Source organism: Microtetraspora glauca, from assembly GCF_040656155.1.
GTDB lineage: Bacteria > Actinomycetota > Actinomycetes > Streptosporangiales > Streptosporangiaceae > Microtetraspora > Microtetraspora glauca.
In genome coordinates this window covers 182,236-202,659 of sequence record NZ_JBFALK010000012.1, presented here as the reverse complement: position 1 = coordinate 202,659, position 20,424 = coordinate 182,236, and the positions used below count along the sequence as shown (strand labels likewise).

Here is a 20,424-nt window from a genome sequence, read left to right as displayed (position 1 = left end):
GACCGGTTCCGGGCCGGTCGGTACGGGTTCCGGAGGTGTCCCGCCGATGAGCTGGATCCCGATCGCGATGCTCGCCGTGCCCCTGCTCGGGGCCGCCGTGCTCCTCCTGCCGAGGTTCGCGGGACGGGTGCCGCGCGGGTACGGGCTCGCCGTGTCCGGGGTGACGCTGGCCCTCGCCGTCGCGATGGCGGCCGTCTTCGACTACGGGGACACCGCGCGGATGCAGTTCCAGACGGACGTGCCGTGGATCCCGGGCCTTGACCTGCGGTTCCACCTCGGCGTGGACGGGATCTCGCTGCCGCTGGTCGTGCTGACCGCGCTGCTGACGTTCCTGTGTTTCGTCCACCTGGCTGGCCGCCCGCAGAGCAGGCCGCGGGCGCTGGCGTTCACACTGCTCGTCCTCGAAACCGGCATGATCGGCACGTTCCTCGCGCTCGATCTCCTGCTGTTCTTCGTGTTCTTCGAGGTCGTCCTCGTCCCGATGTACTTCGTGATCGCGGTCTGGGGCGGGCCGGAGCGCCGGGCGGCGGCGGTCAAGTTCATCCTCTACACGCTGCTCGGATCCGCCGTCCTGCTGCTGGGGCTGCTGGTCGTCTGGTCCCAGGCCGGGACGCTCGACATGGTGGCGCTCGCCCGGGGCAACGGCATCGCGCGTTCGACGCAGATCCTGGCGTTCCTGGCGATCGGGGCCGGTCTGGCGGTCAAGGCCCCGATGTGGCCGCTGCACACGTGGCTGCCGGACGCCCACACCGAGGCTCCGACCGTGGGTTCGGTGCTGCTCGCCGGGGTGCTGCTCAAGATGGGCACGTACGGCTTCGCGCGCATCGCGATCCCGATCCTCCCGGAGGGGGCCGCCACGGTGGCCCCATGGCTGGGGGCGTTCGCGGTGATCGGCATCATCTACGGGTCCTTGGCCTGCCTCGCCCAGCGCGACCTGAAACGGATGATCGCCTATTCGTCGGTCGGGCACATGGGGTTCGTGTTGCTCGGCTTCGCGACGCTGACTCCGGTCGGCGTGAACGCCGCGCTCTTCGGCAACGTCGCGCACGGTCTGATCACCGGACTGCTCTTCTTCGTCGCCGGGGCGGTCAAGGACCGGTACGGCACGGCCGACATGGCCCGGCTGGGTGGCGGGATGCTGGGCCGCCTGCCGTACATCGGCTCGTTGCTGACCTTCGCCTGCGTCGCGTCGCTGGGGTTGCCAGGTCTGGCCGGGTTCTGGGGCGAGATGCTCGCGCTGTTCGGGGCGTTCCGGCCCGCCGTCGAGCTGTCCCGGCCGCTGTTCCTGACGTTCATGGTGATCGGCGGCATCGGCACGGTGCTGACCGCCGCGTACTTCCTGCTCATGCTGTCCCGGGTGACGCACGGCCGTCCCGCGCGAGATCGCGGGCCGGCGGTGGACGTGACCGCGTACGAGCTGGCCGCCTGGATGCCGCTGGTGCTTCTGACGCTCCTCTTCGGCCTGTGGCCCAAGGCGCTGCTCGCGATCACCACGCCCGCCGTCCAGGCGATCCTCCCGGGGGTGGGCTCGTGATCCAGTCGATCGACTACGTCGCGATAGCCGCGCCGCTGATCCTCGCCCTGGTGGCGGGGGTGGTGCTGCTGCTCGACGCCTTCCTGCCCCGCCGTACGCCGGGGACGCTCGGGCTCGTCACGCTGGCGGGGGTCGTCGCGGCGTTCGGCGTCCTGATGGCGCAGGCCGCCGGAGGCGGGCGGCGGCGCACGTTCTGCGTGCCCGACTCGCTGGGCGGCGGCGGATGCTCCTTCGTGGTGGACCGCTTCACCCTGGTCATGTCCGGGCTGGCGCTCGTCGCCGGGATCGTGGTCGTGCTGCTGTCCATGGCCGAGCTGACCGACCGGAGGATCCCGGCCGGCGAGTGGTACTTCCTGCTGTTGAGCGCGCTGACGGGGGCGGTCCTGCTGCCCGCCGCGCGCGACCTCGCCACGCTCGTCGTGGCGCTCGAAGTGGTGTCCCTGCCGGTGTTCGCGCTGACCGCCCTGAAGCGGTACGACGGCCGGGCCTCGGAGGCGGCGCTCAAGCTGTTCCTCGTCTCCGTCGTCTCGACCGCGATCACGCTGTTCGGCGTCTCCCTGCTGTACGGCCTTACCGGGACCCTCTACCTGGAGCGGCTCTCCCCGGCCCTCTCCGCGGCCTCCGCGGGCTCGGGCGCGTCCGGGGTCGTGTCGGTCGCCGTCGTGCTGGTGCTGGCGGGGTTCGCGTTCAAGGTGGCCGCTGTGCCGTTCCACTTCTGGGCCGGTGACGTCTACCAGGGCGCGCCCGTCCCGGTGGCGGCGCTGCTCTCCGTCGTCTCCAAGGCCGCCGGGTTCGCCGGGCTGATCCTGATCCTGGTCACCGGGCTGCGCGACCAGGCGACGTTGTGGGGGCCGGTCGTCGCGGTGGTGGCCGCGGCGACCATGACCGCGGGCAACGTCCTCGCCCTGCGCCAGCGCGCCGCGTTGCGGCTGCTCGCGTGGTCGTCGGTGGCCCAGTCCGGCTACATCCTGGCCCCGCTCGCGGTGGTCGGCGGCCGTGCGTTCACCGCGTCGATGTCGTACCTGGTCATCTACGCGGCGATGAACCTGGGGGCGTTCGCCGTGGTGATGGCGATCTCCCGTACGGCGCCGCGGAACGAGCTGGACGACTATCGCGGTCTGGCCTCCCGCAGGCCGGGCACGGCCGTCGCGCTCGGTTTCTTCCTCGTCTGCCTGGCCGGCCTGCCCCCTGGGCTCGCCGGGTTGTTCGCCAAGGTCGTGGTGTTCCGGGAGATCGTGGAGGGCGGCCTCGGGTGGCTGGCCGTCGTGATGGCGGTCAACACGGTCATCGGGCTCTACTACTACATCGCGTGGACGGCCCGGCTGTTCGCTCCCGGCCCGGCGGGCGCGAGCCGTACCCGATCGGTGCCGGTCACGGTCGCCGTGGGGGTCGCCGTCCTGGTCACGCTGGCCTTCTCCGTCGCTCCGCAGCTCGTTCTCTCCGCCTCCGGCTGACCTTTCCCATTGGGAACGTTCTGCCAGGCCACACGCGTTGGTAAGGGAGAACGCACCAAATCGTGAGGAGGAGGCGTGCACCACAACGGCCTGCGTACCGCGATCCTTCTGGGGGCTCTCTCTGCGTTGATCCTGGCGGCGGGTGCCTGGCTCGGAGGCGGCTCCGGTGTGCGACTGGCCCTCGTGGTCGCGCTTCTGACCAACGGCATCGCGTACTTCTTCTCCGACCGGATCGCCCTCTCCGCCATGCGGGCCCGGCCCGTCAGTGAGGTGGAGCAGCCGGTTCTCTACCGCGTCGTCCGGGAGTTGTCCAACGACGCCCGGCAGCCGATGCCCCGGCTCTATGTCTCCCCCACAATGCAGCCCAACGCGTTCGCGACCGGGCGGAACCCGCGTAACGCGGCCGTCTGCGTCACCCACGGCATCCTCGTCATGCTGGACGAGCGGGAGCTCAGGGGAGTGATCGGGCACGAGCTGTCCCATGTCTACAACCGGGACATCCTGATCTCGTCGGTCGCGGGTGCACTGGCCACGATGATCACCTATTTCGGATACATCGGGATATTCTTCGGCTCCGATGACGACGACGGTCCGGGCTTCCTCGGTGCGCTGCTCATGATGATCCTCGGTCCGGTCGCCGCCTCGATGATCCAGATGGCGATCTCCCGGTCGCGTGAGTTCGCCGCGGACGAGTCGAGTGCCCGGCTCACCGGTGATCCGCTGGCGCTGGCCTCCGCGCTCCGCAAGATCGAGATGGGGGCCCGGCGGCTGCCGCTCCCGGAGAACGGACGGCTGGCCTCGGCGAGCCACATGATGATCGCGAACCCGTTCCGCGGCGCGGGCATCGGCAAGCTCTTCTCCACCCACCCGCCGACCGCCGAGCGGGTCGCCCGGCTGGAGCGGATGGCCGGCTACCGCCGCTGACGGCCCGGGGGTTCCGCCGACGGCGCTCCGTTCCGCACGGGTCCACCGACGGAGCTCAATCGGAGGGTCCGCTGACGGCGTTCCGTCGGACGGGTCATCGACGGCGCCCCGGAAGGCCGGGTCACGGACGGCGCTCAGTCGGATCGGGTCACTGACGGCGTTCCGGCAGACCGGTCACGTCGAGGCGAGGGTGCGCGACCGGTCCGTCATCTGTTCCGTCTCCGGTTCCGTCTCCGGATCCGTGTGCGGATCCTGTGCGGTACGTGCGGGCGGCGTCACTCGCCCGGCAGCCACCACATGTACATCTTGGAAGTGATCGTGAATGTGTCGGCCTTCTTCGTGGCGCCCGAGGTCGGGTCGAGGGAGCGCCGGACGATGCCCGTCGTGTTGCCCTCGGCGTCGTTGCGCAGTTGCCACAGGGTCAGGTTGTCGGAGTCGTCCCAGCTGAGCCGGTGGGGCGACTCGTTCTTCGGCGTGTTCACGTTCACGGCGTCGCCGACGGTGTCGCTCGCCAGGTCGTAGACGCGTACCCGCTGCTTGCCCCCCGACGTGCTGATCATCACCGCGACGGTGTTCCCGTCGTTCGCCAGGGCCTGCGGCATGTTGTTCGCGATCACCTGCGGCACGACCTTGCGGCCGGTGGTTGCGCCGCTCTCGTCGAAGACGACGAGTTCCGTGGTGTTCTCGCTGGTGTACCGGGACGCCAGGATGTGGTGGCCGTCGGGGCTGAAGCCCTGGACGTCGACATTCGCCCGGATCTTGGTGACCTTGCCCGCGTTCATGTCGACCAGCAGCGACGGGAGCTTGCCCGCGTCGTCCTGGTACTCGATCACGACGCTGTCGCCGTCCGGGGACAGGGTGGCGGCGACGTCGCCCATGCCGATGCCCTTGGGCACGAGGGCCGCCTTGCCGGGCAGTACGCGCACCCGGTTCGCCGCGAGGTCGCGGACGACCAGCTTGTTGTCCGACTTGCGGAAGTAGGCCACGTTCTGGCCGTCGCCGCTGATGGCGAGCGTCGAGACCATGTCCTTGTCGACCTTGCCGGAGGCGGTCACGGGGTTGACCCGGGCGTCGGTGAGTTTACGGGTCTTGCCGTCGCGCAGGGCGAGGGTCCACGACCCGCAGGGGACGGTGTAGTCCTTCTTCGGGCATGACTTCACCCACGCGTAGCGGATCTGGGCGCTCGCGGCGGAGGCGGCTCCCGTCTTCGCCTCCGCGGCGGTGGGGACGGCCAGGGCGGAGGCCGTCGCGGCGACCGCGGCGGCGAGGACCGCCAGTTTCCTTGTCATCGCTTGCTCCTTTCGTCATCTGATAGATGCCGGGCTTGGCCGAAAGGTTGCGTTACGAATAGGCCACGGTGTGTCGAATGTCACAGCATTTCCCTACTGTTCCAGTAGGGAAAGCTATGGAAGATCCGGACATTGATGGTGTTTACTACTTCTAGCCATTTGGGGTGTTTTGGTAGACAGATCACAGTGCCGGGAAGGTGTGGCATGGCAGGTATCGACGAGCGCGGCGTTCTCAGCCGTCGCGGGCTGCTCAAGGCGGCCGTCACAGGTGTGACCATCCTGTCTGCCGCCACGCTGCTGGAAGCGTGCGGCGCGGCACCGGCCCCCGAGTCGTCCGGATCGGGCGGGAGCGCCGCGGAGGGCGCGGACACCGGCAAGGACATCGAACTGCTGCGGGTCGCACTGCCCGGATCGTTGTCGAACCTCTATCCGGGCCAGGAGTCCGGCATCCTGAACTACTACGTGGCCGGCATCTGCATGGAGGGCCTCGTCGGCGTCGACACCTCCGGCGCGATCGTCCCGGCGCTGGCCTCGAAGGTCGAGCGCACCTCGCCGACGACCTACGTCTACACCATCCGCGACGACGCCAGGTTCCACGACGGCAGCCCGGTCACCGCCGACGACATCCTCCACTCGATCGAGATGGCCAGGGACGCGAAGGCGTCGCCGAGCACCGCCAGCTACTGGGCCAACCTCGACAAGGCCACCAAGTCGGGCGCGAACGAGATCACGCTGTCCAGCAAGACCGCCGACGAGGCGTTCGGATGGATCCCGTCCAACGTCGACGCGTTGTGGATCGCTCCGAAGGCCGCCTGGGAGAAGGCGAAGAACCAGATCGGCACGGCCCAGTCCCTCCTGGTCGGCTCCGGGCCGTACAAGGTGACCGACTTCGCGCCGGACTCGCACGTCGAGCTCACCCGGGTGGACACCTGGCGGGGCACCCGGCCGAAGGTCGCCAAGATCCGGTTCGAGTTCATCGCCGATGACAACACCCGCCTGCTGGCATGGAAGGCGAACAAGGCCGACATGTCGTTGAACGTGCCGCTGGCCCAGGCGCGTCAATGGGAGTCGGCGGCCGGCACCCGTGTGGTCTACGCGGCCGACCGGTCCTACGCCGGGCTGACCTTCAACGTGTCGGCCAAGCCGTTCGACGACGTCCACGTGCGCAAGGCCATCGCGCACGCGGTGAACCGCGACGCCATCGTCAAGAACATCCTGCACGGCCGGGGGCAGGTCGCGACCGCGCTGTCCACGCCCGAGCAGTTCGGCGGGCTCTGGACGCCGGACCAGGCGACGAAGGAACTCGCCGCGATCCCGCAGTACGCGTACGACCTGGAGCAGGCCAAGAAGGAGCTCGCCCAGTCGTCGGTGCCGAACGGGTTCACCGCCGCCCTCTCGTATCCCAACACCGGACCGCACCTGGGCACGGCCGCGCTCGCCTTCGCCGCGGACCTGAAGAAGATCGGGATCACCCTCGACGTCAAGGAACTGCCCATCGAGCAGTGGCTGGCCGAGCTGAACACCTTCCCGCCGCTGAGTTACATGTGGTACTTCAACACCACCGGCGACCCGGGCGAGCTCGCGAGCTGGTTCCTCGGCGAGGGCAACCCGGCGAAGTACACCAACGCCACGATCACCGACACCATGGCCAAGGCCGGTGCCGAGTCCGAGCCGGCCAAGAGGGCCGCGCTGCTGATCGAGGCGCAGAGCGCCCAGGCCGCCGACGTGGCCTACCTTCCGCTGTGGTGGGGACAGTCCGCGATCGCGCTGAGCAGCGCCGTCGGCGTGCACGACTACACCTCCTACACCCTGCTGGCCAACTGGCCGGAACACCTGTACGCGGCCAAGTGAGAAGCCCGGTGCTCGCCTTCGTCCTGCGCAGGGCGGGCGCGACGCTGCTGTTGCTGCTCGCGCTCTCCCTGCTGGTGTTCGGGCTGCTGTACCTCGCGCCGGGGGACGTCGCCCGCAACCTGCTGGGCACCCGCAATGTCACCCCGGAGGCGCTGGCCCAGATCCGCGCCCGGTACCACCTGGACGACCCGTTCCTGCAGCAGTACTGGCGGTGGCTGACGCACGCGGTCACCGGCGACTTCGGCACCTCCATCCGCACCGGCCGCCCCATCGGGCCGCTGATGCTGGAGAAGACCGGGATCACCGCGGCCACCGCCGGACTGGCGTTCCTGCTGTCCGTCCTCGTCGGCGTCCCCGCGGGCATCGCGACGGCGGTCCGCCGGGGCCGCTGGCTCGACCGGGTGCTCGTCACGGTCTCCGTCGTCGGGGTCAGCGCGCCCGGCTTCGCGATCGGTCTCCTGCTGCTGTACGTCTTCGCGCTCGGCCTGGGCTGGTTCCCGATCTACGGAACCGGTGAGGGATTCCTCGACTCCCTCTGGCACCTCGCGCTGCCCGCGGTGGCGCTGGCGCTCGGGCTCGGCGCCTTCGTCGTCAAGCTGACCAGGGCCGCGGTGATCCGCGAGCTCGACCAGGACTACGTGACCTTCGCCCGCGGCCGCGGCCTGTCGGAGGGCGCGACGTTGCGCATCGTCCTGCGCAACGCCGCCATCCCGATCGTCACGAGCCTGGGCCTGATGGTCGCCTACCTGTTCGGCGGCACCGTGCTCATCGAGGTCACCTTCGCCCTGCCCGGCCTCGGGTCGCTGATGGAGGAGTCGGTGCTGTTCAAGGACATCCCTGTGGTGCAGGCACTCACGCTCGCCGTCGCCTTCGTGGTATCCGCGGCCGCGTTCCTCGTCGACCTGTCGTACCTGCTGATCGATCCGCGCGTACGAGCCAGGGCGGTGCGCCGATGAGCCCGCGCCCGGACAGTACGGCCAACGGACGTAGCAGGCGGATCCCGGTCGTCGCGATCGTGTCGGCCGCGCTGCTGGCCTTCGTCGCGATCTGCGCCCTGGCCCAGGAGATCATCGCCCCGAAGGCGCTGGAACAGGACATCTATCTCGGAGTGGTCGGCGGCGGCGTCGACGGCCACCTGTTCGGCACCGACCAGCTCGGCCGGGACATCCTCCAGCTCTCCCTGGCGGGCGCCCGTTCGGCGTTGGCCGGGCCGGTTGTCGTCGCCGTGGGATCGATGCTGATCGGGTTCTTCCTCGGCACGTACGCCGGATACCGGGGCGGGATCGTCGACATGCTGGCCGGTCGCTACGCCGACCTGCTGCTCGCGCTTCCCGCCGTGCTGCTCGCCATCGTCGTCGCCGGACTGGTCGGCAGGGGCTACTGGGTCACGGTCGTCGTGCTGATCGTCCTGTTCTCGCCGTCGGACGTACGGCTGGTGCGCGGTGCGGTCATCGAGCAGGCGCCCCGGCCGTACATCGAGTCGGCGCGGGTGCTCGGCATCCGCCCGTCCAGGATCATGTTCCGGCACATCGCGCCCAACATCGTGCCGATCGTGGTGGCGAACCTGCTGCTGAACGTCGCCTTCGCGCTGGTCGCGCTGTCCTCGTTGTCGTACCTCGGCCTCGGTGTCCCGCCGGGTGCCCCCGACTGGGGACGCCAGCTCGCGGACGGGCGACAGCTACTCGGCGACAACCCCCTCGCGGCCGTCGTTCCCGGGGTGCTGATCATCCTGACCGCCACGGCGGTGAACCTGCTCGGCGACTGGCTCTCCGACCTGCTGGACCGACGGGTGGTGGCGCGATGACTGGTGACGGTTCCGCGGCGGCTGGCGATGGCGCGATGAACGGTGACGGTTCCACGGTGGCAGGCGGTGGCCCGATGACGATTGACGGTTCCGCGGCGGCAGGCGATGGACCGATGGCGGCAGTCGACGGTTCGACGGCGGCTATGGTCGCGGCCCCGATGCTGGCCGTACGCGACCTCCGGGTCGCGTCGGCCTCCGGGACCATCGTCGCCGGGCTCGATCTCACCGTGGCGCCCGGCGAGACGGTCGCCATCGTGGGGGAGTCCGGGTCAGGCAAGTCGATGACCGTCAAGGCGCTGACCGGACTGCTGCCCGAAGGCGTACGCGCCACCGGTCGGATGGAGCTCCCCGGGCGCGCAGAGCTCGCGCAGGGGAGTTCCGGGCTGTCAGGACGTGCAGGACTTGTGGAAGGGCGTTCCGGCCAGGCAGGGCGTGCAGCGCCTACGGAGGAGCCTGCGGGGCCTTCGGAGCCGACGGGGCGTTCCAGGCATGCGGGGTCTTCCGGGCATGCGGGGTCCTCCGGACATGCGGGACCTTTCGGGCATGCGGGGCCTGCGGGGCGCTCCGGGCGTGAGATCGATCTGGCCGCGCAGGGAACGATTTGGCGCGACGTCCGGGGATCGCGGATCGCGCTGCTGCTCCAGGATCCCTTCACGTCGCTGTCCCCGGTGCATCGCTGCGGAGAGCAGATCGGTTGGGCGATCTCGGGGCGCGGCCGGGCCGAGCGTGTGGCGCGTCTGCTGGCCGAGGTCGGGCTGCCCGCCGATGTCGCGGAGAAGTACCCGTTCCAGCTCTCCGGAGGCATGCGCCAGCGCGTCGCGATCGCGGCGGGGCTGGCCGCCGATCCTGACCTGCTGATCGCCGACGAGCCGACCACGGCACTCGACGTCACCACCCAGCACGAGGTCTTGGAGCTGATCGCCGGGCTCCAGCGCGAACGCGATATGGGGCTGATCCTGATCACCCACGACCTGCGGCTCGCCCGCAGCAGGGCGGATCGGATCATGGTGATGTACGCGGGCCGGCTGGTCGAGGAAGGGCCGACCGCCCTGGTGATGGACGCGCCCGCGCATCCCTACACCGCGCGGCTGGCGGCCTGTGACCCCCCGATCACCCACCGGCTCCCGGTGCTTCCGACGATTCCCGGGTCCGTCCCCCAGCCCTCGTCGGTCGGTGCCGAGTGCGCCTTCGCGGCACGGTGTGCCTTCGCCGTCGACGCCTGCCGTATGGCGGAGCCCGCACTGGCGGAGGTGGCCGAGGGACATCGGGCGGCCTGCCTGCGTCCCGAGACGGCGGGTCTCCCGGTGGACGTCCCGCCCTCTCCGGCGGAGACCGTGCCGCCTCCTCCGGCGGTGGCAGTTCCGCTCCCTCCGGCGGCGACCGTCTCGTCTTCTCCGGCGGAGACCGTCCCATCTTCTCCAGCAGAGACGGTCTCGCCTTCTCCTGAGCACAGCGGGCGAGGCAGGGAGGCCGCGGCGTCTCTGTTCCATGCTGGGGAAGACCAGGGGATTCCGGCCTCGCCGCTGCTCAGCGTGGAAGGACTGGCCAAGACGTTCCCGGGCTCTGCCGTACCGGCCCTGGACGGGGTCGATCTGACGATCGCGGCGGGAGAGACGGTCGCGGTGGTCGGCGAGTCCGGCTCGGGCAAGACCACCCTCGCCCGGTGCGTCGTGGGCCTGGAGCGGGCGGACACCGGCCGGATCGACTTCCACGGCACGGCCACGGGGGCCAGGCGGGTGCAGATCGTCTTCCAGGATCCGTACTCCGCGCTCAACCCCGGACTGACCGTCGGCACCTCGCTCGCCGAGGCGTTGCGGGCGGCCGGACGGCCGAAGTCCGAGGTGGGCGAGCTCCTGGAGCTCGTGGGACTTCCGGCGGCGTACGCCCGTCGCAGGCCGCGGGCGTTGTCCGGCGGCGAGCGCCAACGGGTCGCCATCGCGCGAGCGCTCGCCCCCAGGGCCGATCTGCTGGTCTGCGACGAGTCGGTGTCCGCGCTGGACGTCTCCGTGCAGGCACAGGTGCTGAACCTGCTCGCGGACCTGCGGCGCAGGCTCGGTCTGACTCTGCTGTTCATCACCCACGATCTGGCGGTCGCCCGGCAGATCGCGGATCGCGTCTACGTCATGCACCACGGTCGGGTGGTGGAAACGGGACCCGTCGACTCCGTGCTGGGTGCTCCGGCGCACGAATACACCCAACGGCTGCTGGCCTCCATCCCGGCGGCGGACTAGGCCGTGTGGCGTGGTCCTGCTCGGCCTACCGCGGTCGCTCGGATGGCGCCTCGCGGTGTCGTCGGCCCCACTCACGGCACCTGCTCGCAGGCCCGGAGTTTCGCGGGCCCCGGGTATGTGGGCCCGGAGTTTCGCGGGCCCCGGGCATGCGGGCCGGAGGCTCCGCTCCGACCTTCTCCTCCGCCTTGCGAGGCGTCCATCCGGCTGATCCTCGCTACGGCAAAGATCCTCGAAACACTCCCAAAGCGGACTAAGGGGTTGCGCGTACATGTCTGAACGTGATGTCCATACGGTCGCCATCGGTGCCCGTGGTGCTCAGGGTGCCGATGGGGTCGACGGCCGTGCGGTTGGAGATCTGGCGCTTGAAGGTCCGGCGCTTGAAGATGGCGCGGCCGATGGTCGTGCGCTCGATGGTCGTGCGCTGGACCCCGACACGCTTGACATCGACGTTCTGCCGGTGATCGGGGACGTCGGGGAGGTCGCCGACGGCATCCGGGACCTGCCGGAGGACATCCTGCGCCGCTGGCGGCTGGCCGGAGGGATCCAGGTACGCACCCTCGTCACGGCCCGTACCCGCGGTGTGCTGGTGGGGGCCGCGTTCGAGGTACACCGCCCGCTGACCGCCTACCGGAAGATCGTGGACGTCTGGTCGCCGGACGAGCGGGTGGCCGACATCCTGGTGGACACCATCGAAGAGCGTGCCTGGCGAGACGGCGCGGTCGCCGTCAAACGCTGGTTCGCCGCCAAGGACTCCGCCGACCGTGAGAACGACGGCTTCGCCGGTGATGAGGTTCCCGGGTTCGTTGCCGGAGTCTCCGTGGACATGGCCGGGGACTCCGTGGACGTCGCCGGGGGCCCCGTGGACGTCCCTGGGGCCGATGACGACCGTGCCGGCGACGGCCGGGGCCACGGTGGTGGCGCCGATGCCGGGAGGAACGACGCTTCCGCGGATGCCGGTGGGACGACCGCCTGGCGGCGTTCGCTGGAACGCGGGTATCAGGAGATGCCGGTTCCGGTGTGGGCGGCGCCGGTCACCAGCGACCCGGCGGACACCGGTTACGGACAGGTGCGATGGCGGGGGGCGGCCCCCGACCGGGCTCTGCCGTACATGCGGCAGACCACGGACTTCACCTGCGGGCCGGTGGCACTGCAGCTGGCGCTGTGCGGGCTTGGACTGCAGGACCAGCCGGACCGGGCCGAGGAGATGCGCATGTGGCGCCAGGCCACGACCGTGGCCGGATGCGATCCCCTCGGGCTGGCGCTCGCCGCCGCCGACCGGGGCGCCGTCCCCGAGGTGCTGCTGTCGACCGAACGGCCGATCCTGCTGGAGCTGTGCCGTACGGACGAGGAGCGCGATCTGCGGCGGTTCATCCAGTCGGGCTTCCGCGCCGACCTGGCCGACCGGGGGATCGCGGTGGAGACGGCGGCGTTCGACCTGGACCGCCTGCGCGCGGTCCTGGCCGACGGCGGCATCGCGCTGGTGCTGATCGAGCAGCTCGGGATGCACGCCGAGCCCTCGCCGCACTGGATCACGGTGCACAGCGTGGATGGTGACATCTTCTACGCCAACGACCCGTGGACGGACGCGGACCTGGGAGAGACCTACCTCGACGCCCTCGACCTGCCCCTTCCCGCCGCGACGCTGGACCGGCTGGCGTGGTATGGCGCGCCCAGCTATCGGAGCATGGTGGTGCTCAGGGCGGCCTGATCCCCGCGTCTGGCCGCGTCGGGGAGTATCACGACGCGGGCTGCGGCGCCCCGCACTGGTAGTCGTCGGGGCGCTCGGGGTCGAGCATGATCTGGCGGATGACGGTCGCCTCCATCGATCTGCGGAAGGTTTCCTGCTTGGCGCAGTCGTAGAAGACGTAGACGCCTTCGTGCTCGCCCAGCAGCAGCACCTCTTCGCCGTCGCGCAGCGGCTTGTCGCTCTCGCGATCGACCGCGACCGCCCACTGGTCCTGGAAACCGACCATGCTCAGCAGAAGGCTGGACCGCCCGGTGGTGGCGAGGTCGGCGGCGTCGCTCTCCATCTGGCCCATGAGCGCGAAACCGAGCCCGATCCCGGTGAACGCGGCCACCACGATCTTCATGCCCGCTCGGCCGACCGGGCGGGAGCGCAGCAGCCGAAACGGTACGAGGAAGGCGAGGACGCCGATGATCGCCGCGACGATCACGATCGAGGCGAATGTCGCGCCCTCGTCCAGGTCGAGGTAGCCGAGGAATCCCCAGTAGCTCGCGCCGCACCACAGCGCGCCGACGGACGCCATCGCCCAGGGGCGTCGCCGTATGGCCCGGACCAGCCGGGTGGCCCAGCCGAGGGTGGCCTTGTCCACCAGCCAGCAGATCGCCACGATGATTCCGAGGATCAGGGCGCCGCCGAGTGCCAGGAGGATCAGCGTTCCCACGAGGCGGCCGAACATGGTCGCCTGGTCGATGCCCGCCTGCTCGGGGCTGATGTTGAAGACGCCGTAGACCTGCTGGATGCCCAGGTAGAGCAGGGCGTACAGGGCGATGCCGATCGGCAGGATGATCGAACCGCCGCGTTCGAGCAGGTCGACCACACCGGTGCCCTCTTCGGCGTCGGAGGGCTCCGTGGCGGGGTTCGTCCTGGTAGGGGTGCCGTCGGCCACGGCCACGGGCGTGTTCACCGGTTCGGCCTGTACGGGGTCGGCGGATACCTCGGAGGGTGTGAGGGGCATGTCGATCATCGTACGGGCGCGCGGGAACCGGGCGATCATCGTACGGGCGCGCGGGAGCCGGGCGGATCATGCGGAGGAAGGGGCCGGGGGCGGGCGGAACGGTGGAAGGCGACGCTAGTCGGAGGGCATGGAGACCATGGTCAGCAGGCGGGTGGCCCGCGCGCCGGTCTGGTAGCTGTGCTCGACCTCGCACGAGAACCGGACCGCGTCTCCGGCGCGCAGCCGTACCGTCCAGGTCGCGATCTCCAGGGTCACCGCGCCGGACACCACATAGGCGAATTCCTCCGACCCGCGGCCGTGCGGCGCGCTCTCGTGGCTGTGCTCCGGCGGCAGCAGAGACTCGTAGATCTCGAAGCGGCGGCGATCCACCGAACTGAGGAGCGTGCGCGCCGCCGCGTCGGCCGCCGTGCGCCGCATCACCTGCGGCTCGTACAGCGGGGTCCGGGTGATGTCGGCGAAGGAGAGCTCCAGGGCCTCGGCGATCCCCGACAGGACTTCCACCGTCGGGTTGGCCAGACCGCGTTCGATCTGCGACAGCAGGGCCTTGCTGAACCCGCACCGGTCGGCGAGGTCACGGATGCTGAGCCCTCTCGTACGGCGGGCGTGCCGGACGTTTCCGGCGATCGCCGCCCGTACCTGCTCAGAGAGGGCGGTCACCCGAGCACCCTTCGTAGGGCCTCCGCGTAGAACGGATGGGCCCGATCAGAGGGCCGTCCCGTCCGGCGAATCGTGAGCGTGATCGCCGGGTGCCGTGGCTGTCGGTGTTCTCGTCGTCTCACGTGCCCTCGATGTGCCCTGCGGTGACGTTCTCCAGCGAGATTATGCCAATCTTGATGATTTAGCGGGACAAGGCGGGGTCGGGGGTGTATTCCACTCTCACATCCCCCTTCGGAAAGAGTGCGTATGCGGATCCCCGCCGCTTCGGCGTCATCTCCGGCTTCTCGAGCATCCAGAGGCGTTCCGCTCTCCACGGCATCGTTGGCCGCCGTCGCCGTCATCGCGACCGGCCTGCTCGCCGGCCCCGCGCCGGCGTCGGCTGCGGTGTCCGTGGCGGCGCCGGCGTCGGCTGCGGTGTCGGTGGCGGCGCCGGCGTTCGTGTCCGCCGCGTGCGGCGTACAGCGGGTCGGTGACCACTGGAACTGCGTCACGCCCGGGGCGTACTGCCCGGCCGCGGCGCATGGGAAGTACGGCTATGACAAGTACAAGGGCCGTAAGTACAGGTGCGTGCGGTACAGCAACGGCAAGTGGCGGTGGAAGCGCGCCTGAGGCCCGTACGGCTCCGCCCCGAGGGACGGCTCGGGGCGGGCGGTGGTGCCGGTGAAGGAGGCCGGGAGCCCGCACGTCTCGCCGGGGACATGCCTCCGGCGGCCACAGCCGGTCGATGATTCCCTCCCGGACGCGGCGACTCCTCAGAGGGCACGTGTCCGGGCAGCCGAGGAGGTCGAGCATCAGGCGTGCCGGGGCGGCACGTGCGCGCGGCTCGTGTGCGCGGCTCGTGCTGACCCGCGAAGCGGCCACCGGCCGGGCAGTCACGCGGCACCAGATGGAAGAGCGGTGACCCGTCCGGATCACCGCTCCGTCACCGGTAGTTCGTGAACTGCAGGGCGATGTCGAGGTCCTTGCCCTTGAGAAGGGTGATGACCTCCTGGAGGTCGTCCTTCTTCTTGGAGCTGACGCGGAGCTCGTCACCCTGGATCTGGGCCTTGATGCCCTTCGGGCCCTCATCCCGGATGAGCTTGGAGATCTTCTTGGCGTTCTCCTGGTCGATGCCCTCCTTGAGGGCGACCATCAGGCGGTATTCCTTGCCGGACAGCTTCGGCTCACCCGCGTCGAGGACCTTGAGCGAGAGGCCACGCTTGATCAGCTTTTCCTTGAACACGTCGAGAACGGCGTTCGCGCGCTCCTCGCTGTTCGCCTTGATCTCGACGTCGTTCTGGCCCGACCAGGAGATGCTCGCTCCGGTGCCCTTGAAGTCGAAGCGGTGTCCGACCTCCTTGACCGTCTGGTTCAGTGCGTTGTCCACCTCCTGGCGGTCGATCTTGCTGACGACGTCGAATGACGAATCTGCCAAAGCACAAACCTCTCTCACTGTTGGTCCGGCTCATCGTCGGGAGGCGCCCACACAGGTGTCACCAGCGATGCGCGCGGCTTTTCACGGGACCGACCCGTGACAGCTTCACGTATGGATCAGCCTATCGAGCATCGTCCGATGCTGGGGTGCAGGCACTATTCGCTCCTCCGCCGTCAATCGCGCTTGGCGGGCAGGGACGGCTTCTCGTCGGTCCAGCCCATCCGCCGGAGGGCCCAGAAGCCCGTGACCTCCACGGTGCGCCCATCGGCGAGTCCGATCGTGCTCGTCGACGACTGCGAGAGCGGCATACCCGTCTCGGGATCGATCACCATCACGATCTGGTTGGTGCCCGCCCGGATGCTGTCGCGCGTCTGATACCCGAGTGCCTCGCCCGTACGGCCGAGCGGATCCTTCACCTTGCCAAGAGACGTCATCTTGGGAAAGGTGGCCAGGATGCGGTAAGCGGAGGCACGGACTGCGGGCGAGACCGGCAGGCTGAAGACTTCCATGCAGCTTCCCTGCAGGGCCGACTCCCGCCATTCCGGATCGTTCCCGCCACCCTTGGCATGGGCGGTGATGCGCTGTTCGAGGTAGGCGCGCAGCTCCCGCTCGCCACTCGGGATGCGGCGGATCTCGTCCCAGGTGATGCGCTCCTTCGCCAGCGTCCCGCCCGAGCCCTTCCACTTGCCGCGCAGCCGCGTGGCCACCTTCTCCTCGGCGGCGGCTCGCACCACCTCCGACGAGTTGACCCCGACATATTCGGTCATGTCGAGCGGATACCTCCACTCGGTAGGTGAGCCCGCCTTACGCCAGGCGGCCTCGTCCTCGTCCGTGAGCGGTTTAGCACCGAGGTACTGCGAGATCCACCAGCTCTGCGCTCCCGGCCGACGCGCCAGCCACTCCTCCCTGGAGAAACGCCGCCTGATCACGTAGCCGCGATCAGGCGATATCGCGTCCATGCCAGAGATCGTGGTGGTACGCCAATACGCGCCCGACGTCGGCACCTTCATGACGGCGGACGCGGCGGCGAGCAGGACCTGGCGCGCCGACGGCTGGATTCCGGGCGAGGCCGTGGTGGGAGACGGGTTCGGAACCGGCCCGTCCGGCGCCACCACCACGGTGACCACCAGGGTCGCGGCGGCGGCCAAGCCGGCCGCGGAGGCCAGCCACGGCACCGGCCCGCGCAGTCGCCTCGCGCGCGGCCTGCCCCCCTGACCCGGCGGCTCGGACATGATCGAGGTCAGCAGCGTTCGAGCCCCCGCTCCGGACGCCTGCCCGGCCGGGTCGTCGCCCAGGTCGTCGTCATGCACTCTGGCGAGGTCGGTCAGGTTCACGGTGCGGTCCTCTCCATGAGCGGAAGGTCGATTCCGGTGGCGGCCAGGGTGCGGGCGAACCGCCTGCGCGCGCGGTGCAGCCGGACGCGCACGGCGTTGCGTGTGATGCCGAGCGTTCGCGCCACCTGCTCGGTGTCGAGCTGCTCCCAGGCGACCAGCGACAGCAGCTCCCTGTCGTCGTCGCTGAGGCCGGCGAAGGCCCGGCCGAGCTGTGTGTACTCGCCCGGCGGCGGGGCGGCCAGCGCGGGGGAGGCGGCGAGTTGCTCGCGCAGTGCGGCGGTGCGCCGCTCGTGACGTCGTTCACCGCGCCGGTGGTTGGCGAGGGTCCTGCGTGCCACGCCGTACAGCCAGAGCCGTGCCTCGTCGCCCGGTGGGATCTCGTCGATGCGCCGCCACGCGGTGACGAAGGTCTCCGCCACCACGTCGGCCGCGTCGTCGGGATCCTCGCAGCGGCGCAGGACGTACCCGAGTATCGGGCGGTAGGCACGTTCGTATATGTCCACGAACCGGCCGTGGGGATCCGATCCCATCCGGCCTCCTCACTTGGATCATCGGTCACCCAACTCCATGTCCGGAATATCGGGGGCATTACCGAACTGGCTGGTTTCCGGTGATCTCACGAGGATCGGTGGGCAGCGCTTTCGCGGAGATGACTCCAGATGCGATGTGCGGCCGAGAAGGTGGAGCGCTTCAGGCACGGTTCCTTCCGCGGTTGGCCGACGCGGCGGAGGGCCACATCCCGGAACGACGCAGTGCCCCGAGCCGCGGAAACTCGGAGCACCGAGAGGCGAACGGACAGATCACATGCGGGGTGTCAGGGGCCGATGCTCGAAACCGCTGTCGGCCATCGGCGTCCTCTCCTTGTTGCTCCGTACATCAGCGGTCCATGGGCTCAGAGGTCCTTGCGCATGACCACGCGGGGTGCCAGTTCGAGGCCCAGCGCACGCTCGTGTTCGACCAGGGCCCGCAGCTCCGGCCCCCACTTCTCCGGAGGCAGTACGGCGAAGCCGCGCCGGGCGTACCAGGGCGCGTTCCAGGGGACGTCACGAAATGTCGTGAGAGTGATCGCGGCGGCGCCGGTCGCGGCCTCGTCGCAGACGGCGTCGAGCAACCGCGTGCCGATGCCCTGGTTGTGGTGGTCGGGATGCACCGCGAGTTGATCGAGGTGCGGCAGCCCGTCGACCCGCCCGAGAAGGGCGAACCCCACCGCCGGCCGACCGGCGACGATCACACGCCCGGGATCGTCGCACTCCTCGATCATTGTGGTGCCAGGGGGGAAGACGATGCCCAGAGGGGCGAATGTCCGGTCAGCCGCGAGCTCGACCTCGACCAGTCCTTCGAGGTCCTCGTTGTCAGCCCATCTGATCATGAGGCAATCATCTCGCGAGCATGGTGGTGTCCCTGTAGACGTACGGCCGTCCGGTTCGGGCCGGGACAAACCGGTGTCACGCGCACGCCCGAAGTCCGCTATTCTTCTACCTGTCGCCGCGACAAGCGGAAGACACGGCAGGTTGCCCGAGCGGCCAAAGGGAGCGGTCTGTAAAACCGTCGGCTCAGCCTACCCAGGTTCGAACCCTGGACCTGCCACCAGCCATAACGGCAGCTCAGAGCCCCTCCGGGGGCTCTTTTGCTTTTCCGGATCATGCAGCCGTGTGCCGCTCTGAGCGGCCGTATGTCGATGATCGCGCAATATACGCGCAATGATCTTGAGGGCGTTCCCGCAGGTCGCGCGGGCTGTTTCACAGCAAGCATGCACCAAGCTGACGGATGTGCCAGCGGAGACGCGATCGGCGTCTACCTGGACAGGCTTACAGGGCGGGAGCGCCCCTGCATCGGTAATGTCGTGACCATGGCGCGACGGATCGACTTCTACGACGACCCCGACGCCCCCGCTCCGAACAGCCTTGTGCCGTCCGTCAACGTCGTCGTCACCAACGAGGCCGGCGACATCCTCATGATCCGCCGCAGTGACAACGGCAACTGGGCCGTCCCCGGCGGCGCGATCGACCTCGGCGAGTCCCTCCCGCAAGCCGCGGTGAGGGAGACCCTCGAAGAGACCGGCGTGCTGTGCGAGATCACCGGCTTGGTCGGCATCTACACCGACCCCAAGCACGTGATCCTCTACACCAGCAACGGCGAGGCCCGTCAGGAGTTCTCCATCGTGCTCACCGCTCGCGCCGTCGCGGGCGAGCCGACCCCGAGCAGCGAGTCGACCGAGGTCCGATGGATACCCCGCCATCATGTCGAAGCCCTCCCCATGGACCGCTCAATGGCCCTGCGCATCGACCACTACCTCACCGAAATGTATCTCCCGCACATAGGGTGACAAACGGCAGCAAATTTCGCATTCCGCCACGCATGTCACATGGCTGTAACTGCGCCGACCTGCGGGATATGGCAACAGTAGCCACAGGAGACGTGCTGGAAACCTTTTGCCTCAATCGCACGTTCAGTCACACACAGGACGCTTTGTGTCGAGACGGGTGGCTAGAGATGGTCGATGCGGCTGAAGCATCTGCTGTCAGGAGTGTGTCCAAGGAGAACGGCAAGGGTGAGAACTGGTGGCATAGGTTCGGGTCCGGTACAACAGCCGTGGTGACAGTGATTGCGGCGATCGTTGCGGTGGCTGCTTCGTCGGTGGATGTTCTGTACGCGGTTGACCCTAACTCGCGTCCCGTGGATGAGATGTCGGTAAGCCTGGAGCGGATCGCCATCCAGCAAGGCATTACTTACAATAACTTCCTCCCAAGGAAGGCCGGGTATGGGGGCCAACAGGTCGGAATCCTTAAAAACGGCGACGCCCGCTTCCCGCAGCCTCCGTTTGATGAGAAGGGGATTGTCGTAATAGTAAAGGCTAACGTCCGAGGAGTTAGCGACAGCCTCTACTCGGCTACAGCCGAGGTGTTAGATGCTAGGTCGGAGTCGTCGTATCCATACGATGAGGAAAAGGATTCGTTGCTTGTATCGAACTGCGATGTGAAGATGGCTGCCTTTAGGGCGGCTGGCCTCACGTTTCGCTGTTGGCTGCATAACCCTTCAGTTGGCACGAGGTATCGGGTGAGGGTGAAATTGTATGCGAACGATACAACTCTCACCATAGATCATGACGAGTCAAGGCTAGTCGACTTCATCGAGACTCCTAACGTCACTTGTTGTGGCGCTGATCCAACGAAATCGCCGGCCCCCAAGGTCTCTATAACTCCCTAGCAAGCCAGCTCAAGCGGCCATATTGC

At 68.9% G+C, this 20,424-nt stretch carries 18 protein-coding genes and 1 tRNA gene; 12 read left to right on the top strand and 7 right to left on the bottom strand.

What is annotated here, in order from left to right; all coding sequences use genetic code 11:
* Window positions 1-46 precede the first annotated feature (46 nt).
* The 3 genes from AB0I59_RS22540 to htpX all read left to right on the top strand — a co-directional run bounded on the left by AB0I59_RS22540 (window position 47) and on the right by htpX (window position 3,912).
* A complete protein-coding gene (locus tag AB0I59_RS22540; RefSeq protein ID WP_358135693.1) occupies window positions 47-1,534 on the top strand; it encodes a complex I subunit 4 family protein in 1,488 nt (495 codons plus the stop codon).
* Window positions 1,531-2,988, top strand: coding sequence for an NADH-quinone oxidoreductase subunit N (locus tag AB0I59_RS22535; RefSeq protein WP_358135690.1), 1,458 nt, complete (start codon window positions 1,531-1,533; stop codon window positions 2,986-2,988). The genes AB0I59_RS22540 and AB0I59_RS22535 overlap by 4 nt, the downstream gene beginning before the upstream one ends.
* Before the next feature lie 75 nt (window positions 2,989-3,063).
* On the top strand, window positions 3,064-3,912 hold the full coding sequence (gene htpX / locus AB0I59_RS22530; protein WP_061253773.1) for a zinc metalloprotease HtpX: 849 nt from the start codon (window positions 3,064-3,066) through the stop codon (window positions 3,910-3,912).
* A 275-nt stretch (window positions 3,913-4,187) separates the two neighbouring features.
* Here htpX and AB0I59_RS22525 read toward each other — a convergent pair whose 3' ends face one another.
* Complete coding sequence (locus AB0I59_RS22525; RefSeq protein WP_358135686.1) at window positions 4,188-5,201, bottom strand: hypothetical protein; 1,014 nt, start codon at window positions 5,199-5,201, stop codon at window positions 4,188-4,190.
* 204 nt (window positions 5,202-5,405) lie between these two features.
* Between AB0I59_RS22525 and AB0I59_RS22520 the strand changes: the two genes are divergently transcribed.
* The 5 genes from AB0I59_RS22520 to AB0I59_RS22500 all read left to right on the top strand — a co-directional run bounded on the left by AB0I59_RS22520 (window position 5,406) and on the right by AB0I59_RS22500 (window position 12,795).
* Complete coding sequence (locus AB0I59_RS22520) at window positions 5,406-7,052, top strand: ABC transporter substrate-binding protein (protein ID WP_358135683.1); 1,647 nt, start codon at window positions 5,406-5,408, stop codon at window positions 7,050-7,052.
* 8 nt (window positions 7,053-7,060) lie between these two features.
* Window positions 7,061-8,008, top strand: coding sequence for an ABC transporter permease (locus tag AB0I59_RS22515; protein WP_061253770.1), 948 nt, complete (start codon window positions 7,061-7,063; stop codon window positions 8,006-8,008).
* Window positions 8,005-8,856, top strand: a complete 852-nt coding sequence (locus AB0I59_RS22510) for an ABC transporter permease (protein WP_061253769.1) — start codon at window positions 8,005-8,007, stop codon at window positions 8,854-8,856. The genes AB0I59_RS22515 and AB0I59_RS22510 overlap by 4 nt, the downstream gene beginning before the upstream one ends.
* A gap of 113 nt (window positions 8,857-8,969) precedes the next feature.
* Window positions 8,970-11,087, top strand: coding sequence for a dipeptide ABC transporter ATP-binding protein (locus AB0I59_RS22505; RefSeq protein ID WP_358135679.1), 2,118 nt, complete (start codon window positions 8,970-8,972; stop codon window positions 11,085-11,087).
* 457 nt (window positions 11,088-11,544) lie between these two features.
* The gene (locus AB0I59_RS22500; protein WP_358135676.1) at window positions 11,545-12,795 is read left to right on the top strand and encodes a peptidase C39 family protein; all 1,251 of its coding nucleotides are present in this window, start codon (window positions 11,545-11,547) and stop codon (window positions 12,793-12,795) included.
* 28 nt (window positions 12,796-12,823) lie between these two features.
* Here AB0I59_RS22500 and AB0I59_RS22495 read toward each other — a convergent pair whose 3' ends face one another.
* On the bottom strand, window positions 12,824-13,786 hold the full coding sequence (locus AB0I59_RS22495; protein WP_358135673.1) for a hypothetical protein: 963 nt from the start codon (window positions 13,784-13,786) through the stop codon (window positions 12,824-12,826).
* A 114-nt stretch (window positions 13,787-13,900) separates the two neighbouring features.
* Window positions 13,901-14,443 (bottom strand): helix-turn-helix domain-containing protein, encoded by a 543-nt coding sequence (locus AB0I59_RS22490; RefSeq protein WP_228646433.1) that lies wholly within the window; start codon window positions 14,441-14,443, stop codon window positions 13,901-13,903.
* Window positions 14,444-14,764: 321 nt separating this feature from the next.
* Here AB0I59_RS22490 and AB0I59_RS22485 point away from each other — a divergent pair, with 321 nt between their 5' ends.
* Complete coding sequence (locus tag AB0I59_RS22485; protein ID WP_358135670.1) at window positions 14,765-15,052, top strand: hypothetical protein; 288 nt, start codon at window positions 14,765-14,767, stop codon at window positions 15,050-15,052.
* Between the two features lie 313 nt (window positions 15,053-15,365).
* Here AB0I59_RS22485 and AB0I59_RS22480 read toward each other — a convergent pair whose 3' ends face one another.
* The 4 genes from AB0I59_RS22480 to AB0I59_RS22465 all read right to left on the bottom strand — a co-directional run bounded on the left by AB0I59_RS22480 (window position 15,366) and on the right by AB0I59_RS22465 (window position 18,560).
* Entirely contained in the window at window positions 15,366-15,857 is a 492-nt protein-coding gene (locus AB0I59_RS22480; protein WP_061253765.1) for a YajQ family cyclic di-GMP-binding protein, read from the bottom strand.
* Between the two features lie 173 nt (window positions 15,858-16,030).
* On the bottom strand, window positions 16,031-17,191 hold the full coding sequence (locus tag AB0I59_RS22475) for a CU044_5270 family protein (RefSeq protein WP_061253764.1): 1,161 nt from the start codon (window positions 17,189-17,191) through the stop codon (window positions 16,031-16,033).
* Window positions 17,188-17,721: an RNA polymerase sigma factor gene (locus AB0I59_RS22470; protein ID WP_358135666.1), complete on the bottom strand. Its 534-nt coding sequence runs from the start codon at window positions 17,719-17,721 to the stop codon at window positions 17,188-17,190. Before AB0I59_RS22470 ends, AB0I59_RS22475 begins: the two co-directional genes overlap by 4 nt.
* A 362-nt stretch (window positions 17,722-18,083) precedes the next feature.
* The gene (locus AB0I59_RS22465) at window positions 18,084-18,560 is read right to left on the bottom strand and encodes a GNAT family N-acetyltransferase (RefSeq protein WP_061253762.1); all 477 of its coding nucleotides are present in this window, start codon (window positions 18,558-18,560) and stop codon (window positions 18,084-18,086) included.
* Between the two features lie 136 nt (window positions 18,561-18,696).
* On the opposite strand from AB0I59_RS22465, the gene AB0I59_RS22460 reads away from it, so the two are divergent.
* The 3 genes from AB0I59_RS22460 to AB0I59_RS22450 all read left to right on the top strand — a co-directional run bounded on the left by AB0I59_RS22460 (window position 18,697) and on the right by AB0I59_RS22450 (window position 20,398).
* Window positions 18,697-18,781, top strand: a tRNA-Tyr gene (locus AB0I59_RS22460).
* Between the two features lie 259 nt (window positions 18,782-19,040).
* The gene (locus AB0I59_RS22455) at window positions 19,041-19,517 is read left to right on the top strand and encodes an NUDIX domain-containing protein (protein WP_358135664.1); all 477 of its coding nucleotides are present in this window, start codon (window positions 19,041-19,043) and stop codon (window positions 19,515-19,517) included.
* 203 nt (window positions 19,518-19,720) lie between these two features.
* Window positions 19,721-20,398, top strand: coding sequence for a hypothetical protein (locus AB0I59_RS22450; protein ID WP_358135661.1), 678 nt, complete (start codon window positions 19,721-19,723; stop codon window positions 20,396-20,398).
* The last annotated feature ends 26 nt before the right edge of the window (window positions 20,399-20,424 follow it).

Coding starts and splice junctions, on each gene's coding strand:
- AB0I59_RS22540 (WP_358135693.1), top strand. CDS start 47: ATGAGCTGGATCCCGATCGCGATGCTCGCCGTGCCCCTGCTCGGGGCC.
- AB0I59_RS22525 (WP_358135686.1), bottom strand. CDS start 5,201: ATGACAAGGAAACTGGCGGTCCTCGCCGCCGCGGTCGCCGCGACGGCC.
- AB0I59_RS22520 (WP_358135683.1), top strand. CDS start 5,406: ATGGCAGGTATCGACGAGCGCGGCGTTCTCAGCCGTCGCGGGCTGCTC.
- AB0I59_RS22510 (WP_061253769.1), top strand. CDS start 8,005: ATGAGCCCGCGCCCGGACAGTACGGCCAACGGACGTAGCAGGCGGATC.
- AB0I59_RS22505 (WP_358135679.1), top strand. CDS start 8,970: ATGGCGGCAGTCGACGGTTCGACGGCGGCTATGGTCGCGGCCCCGATG.
- AB0I59_RS22495 (WP_358135673.1), bottom strand. CDS start 13,786: ATGCCCCTCACACCCTCCGAGGTATCCGCCGACCCCGTACAGGCCGAA.
- AB0I59_RS22470 (WP_358135666.1), bottom strand. CDS start 17,721: ATGGGATCGGATCCCCACGGCCGGTTCGTGGACATATACGAACGTGCC.
- AB0I59_RS22465 (WP_061253762.1), bottom strand. CDS start 18,560: ATGATCAGATGGGCTGACAACGAGGACCTCGAAGGACTGGTCGAGGTC.
- AB0I59_RS22455 (WP_358135664.1), top strand. CDS start 19,041: ATGGCGCGACGGATCGACTTCTACGACGACCCCGACGCCCCCGCTCCG.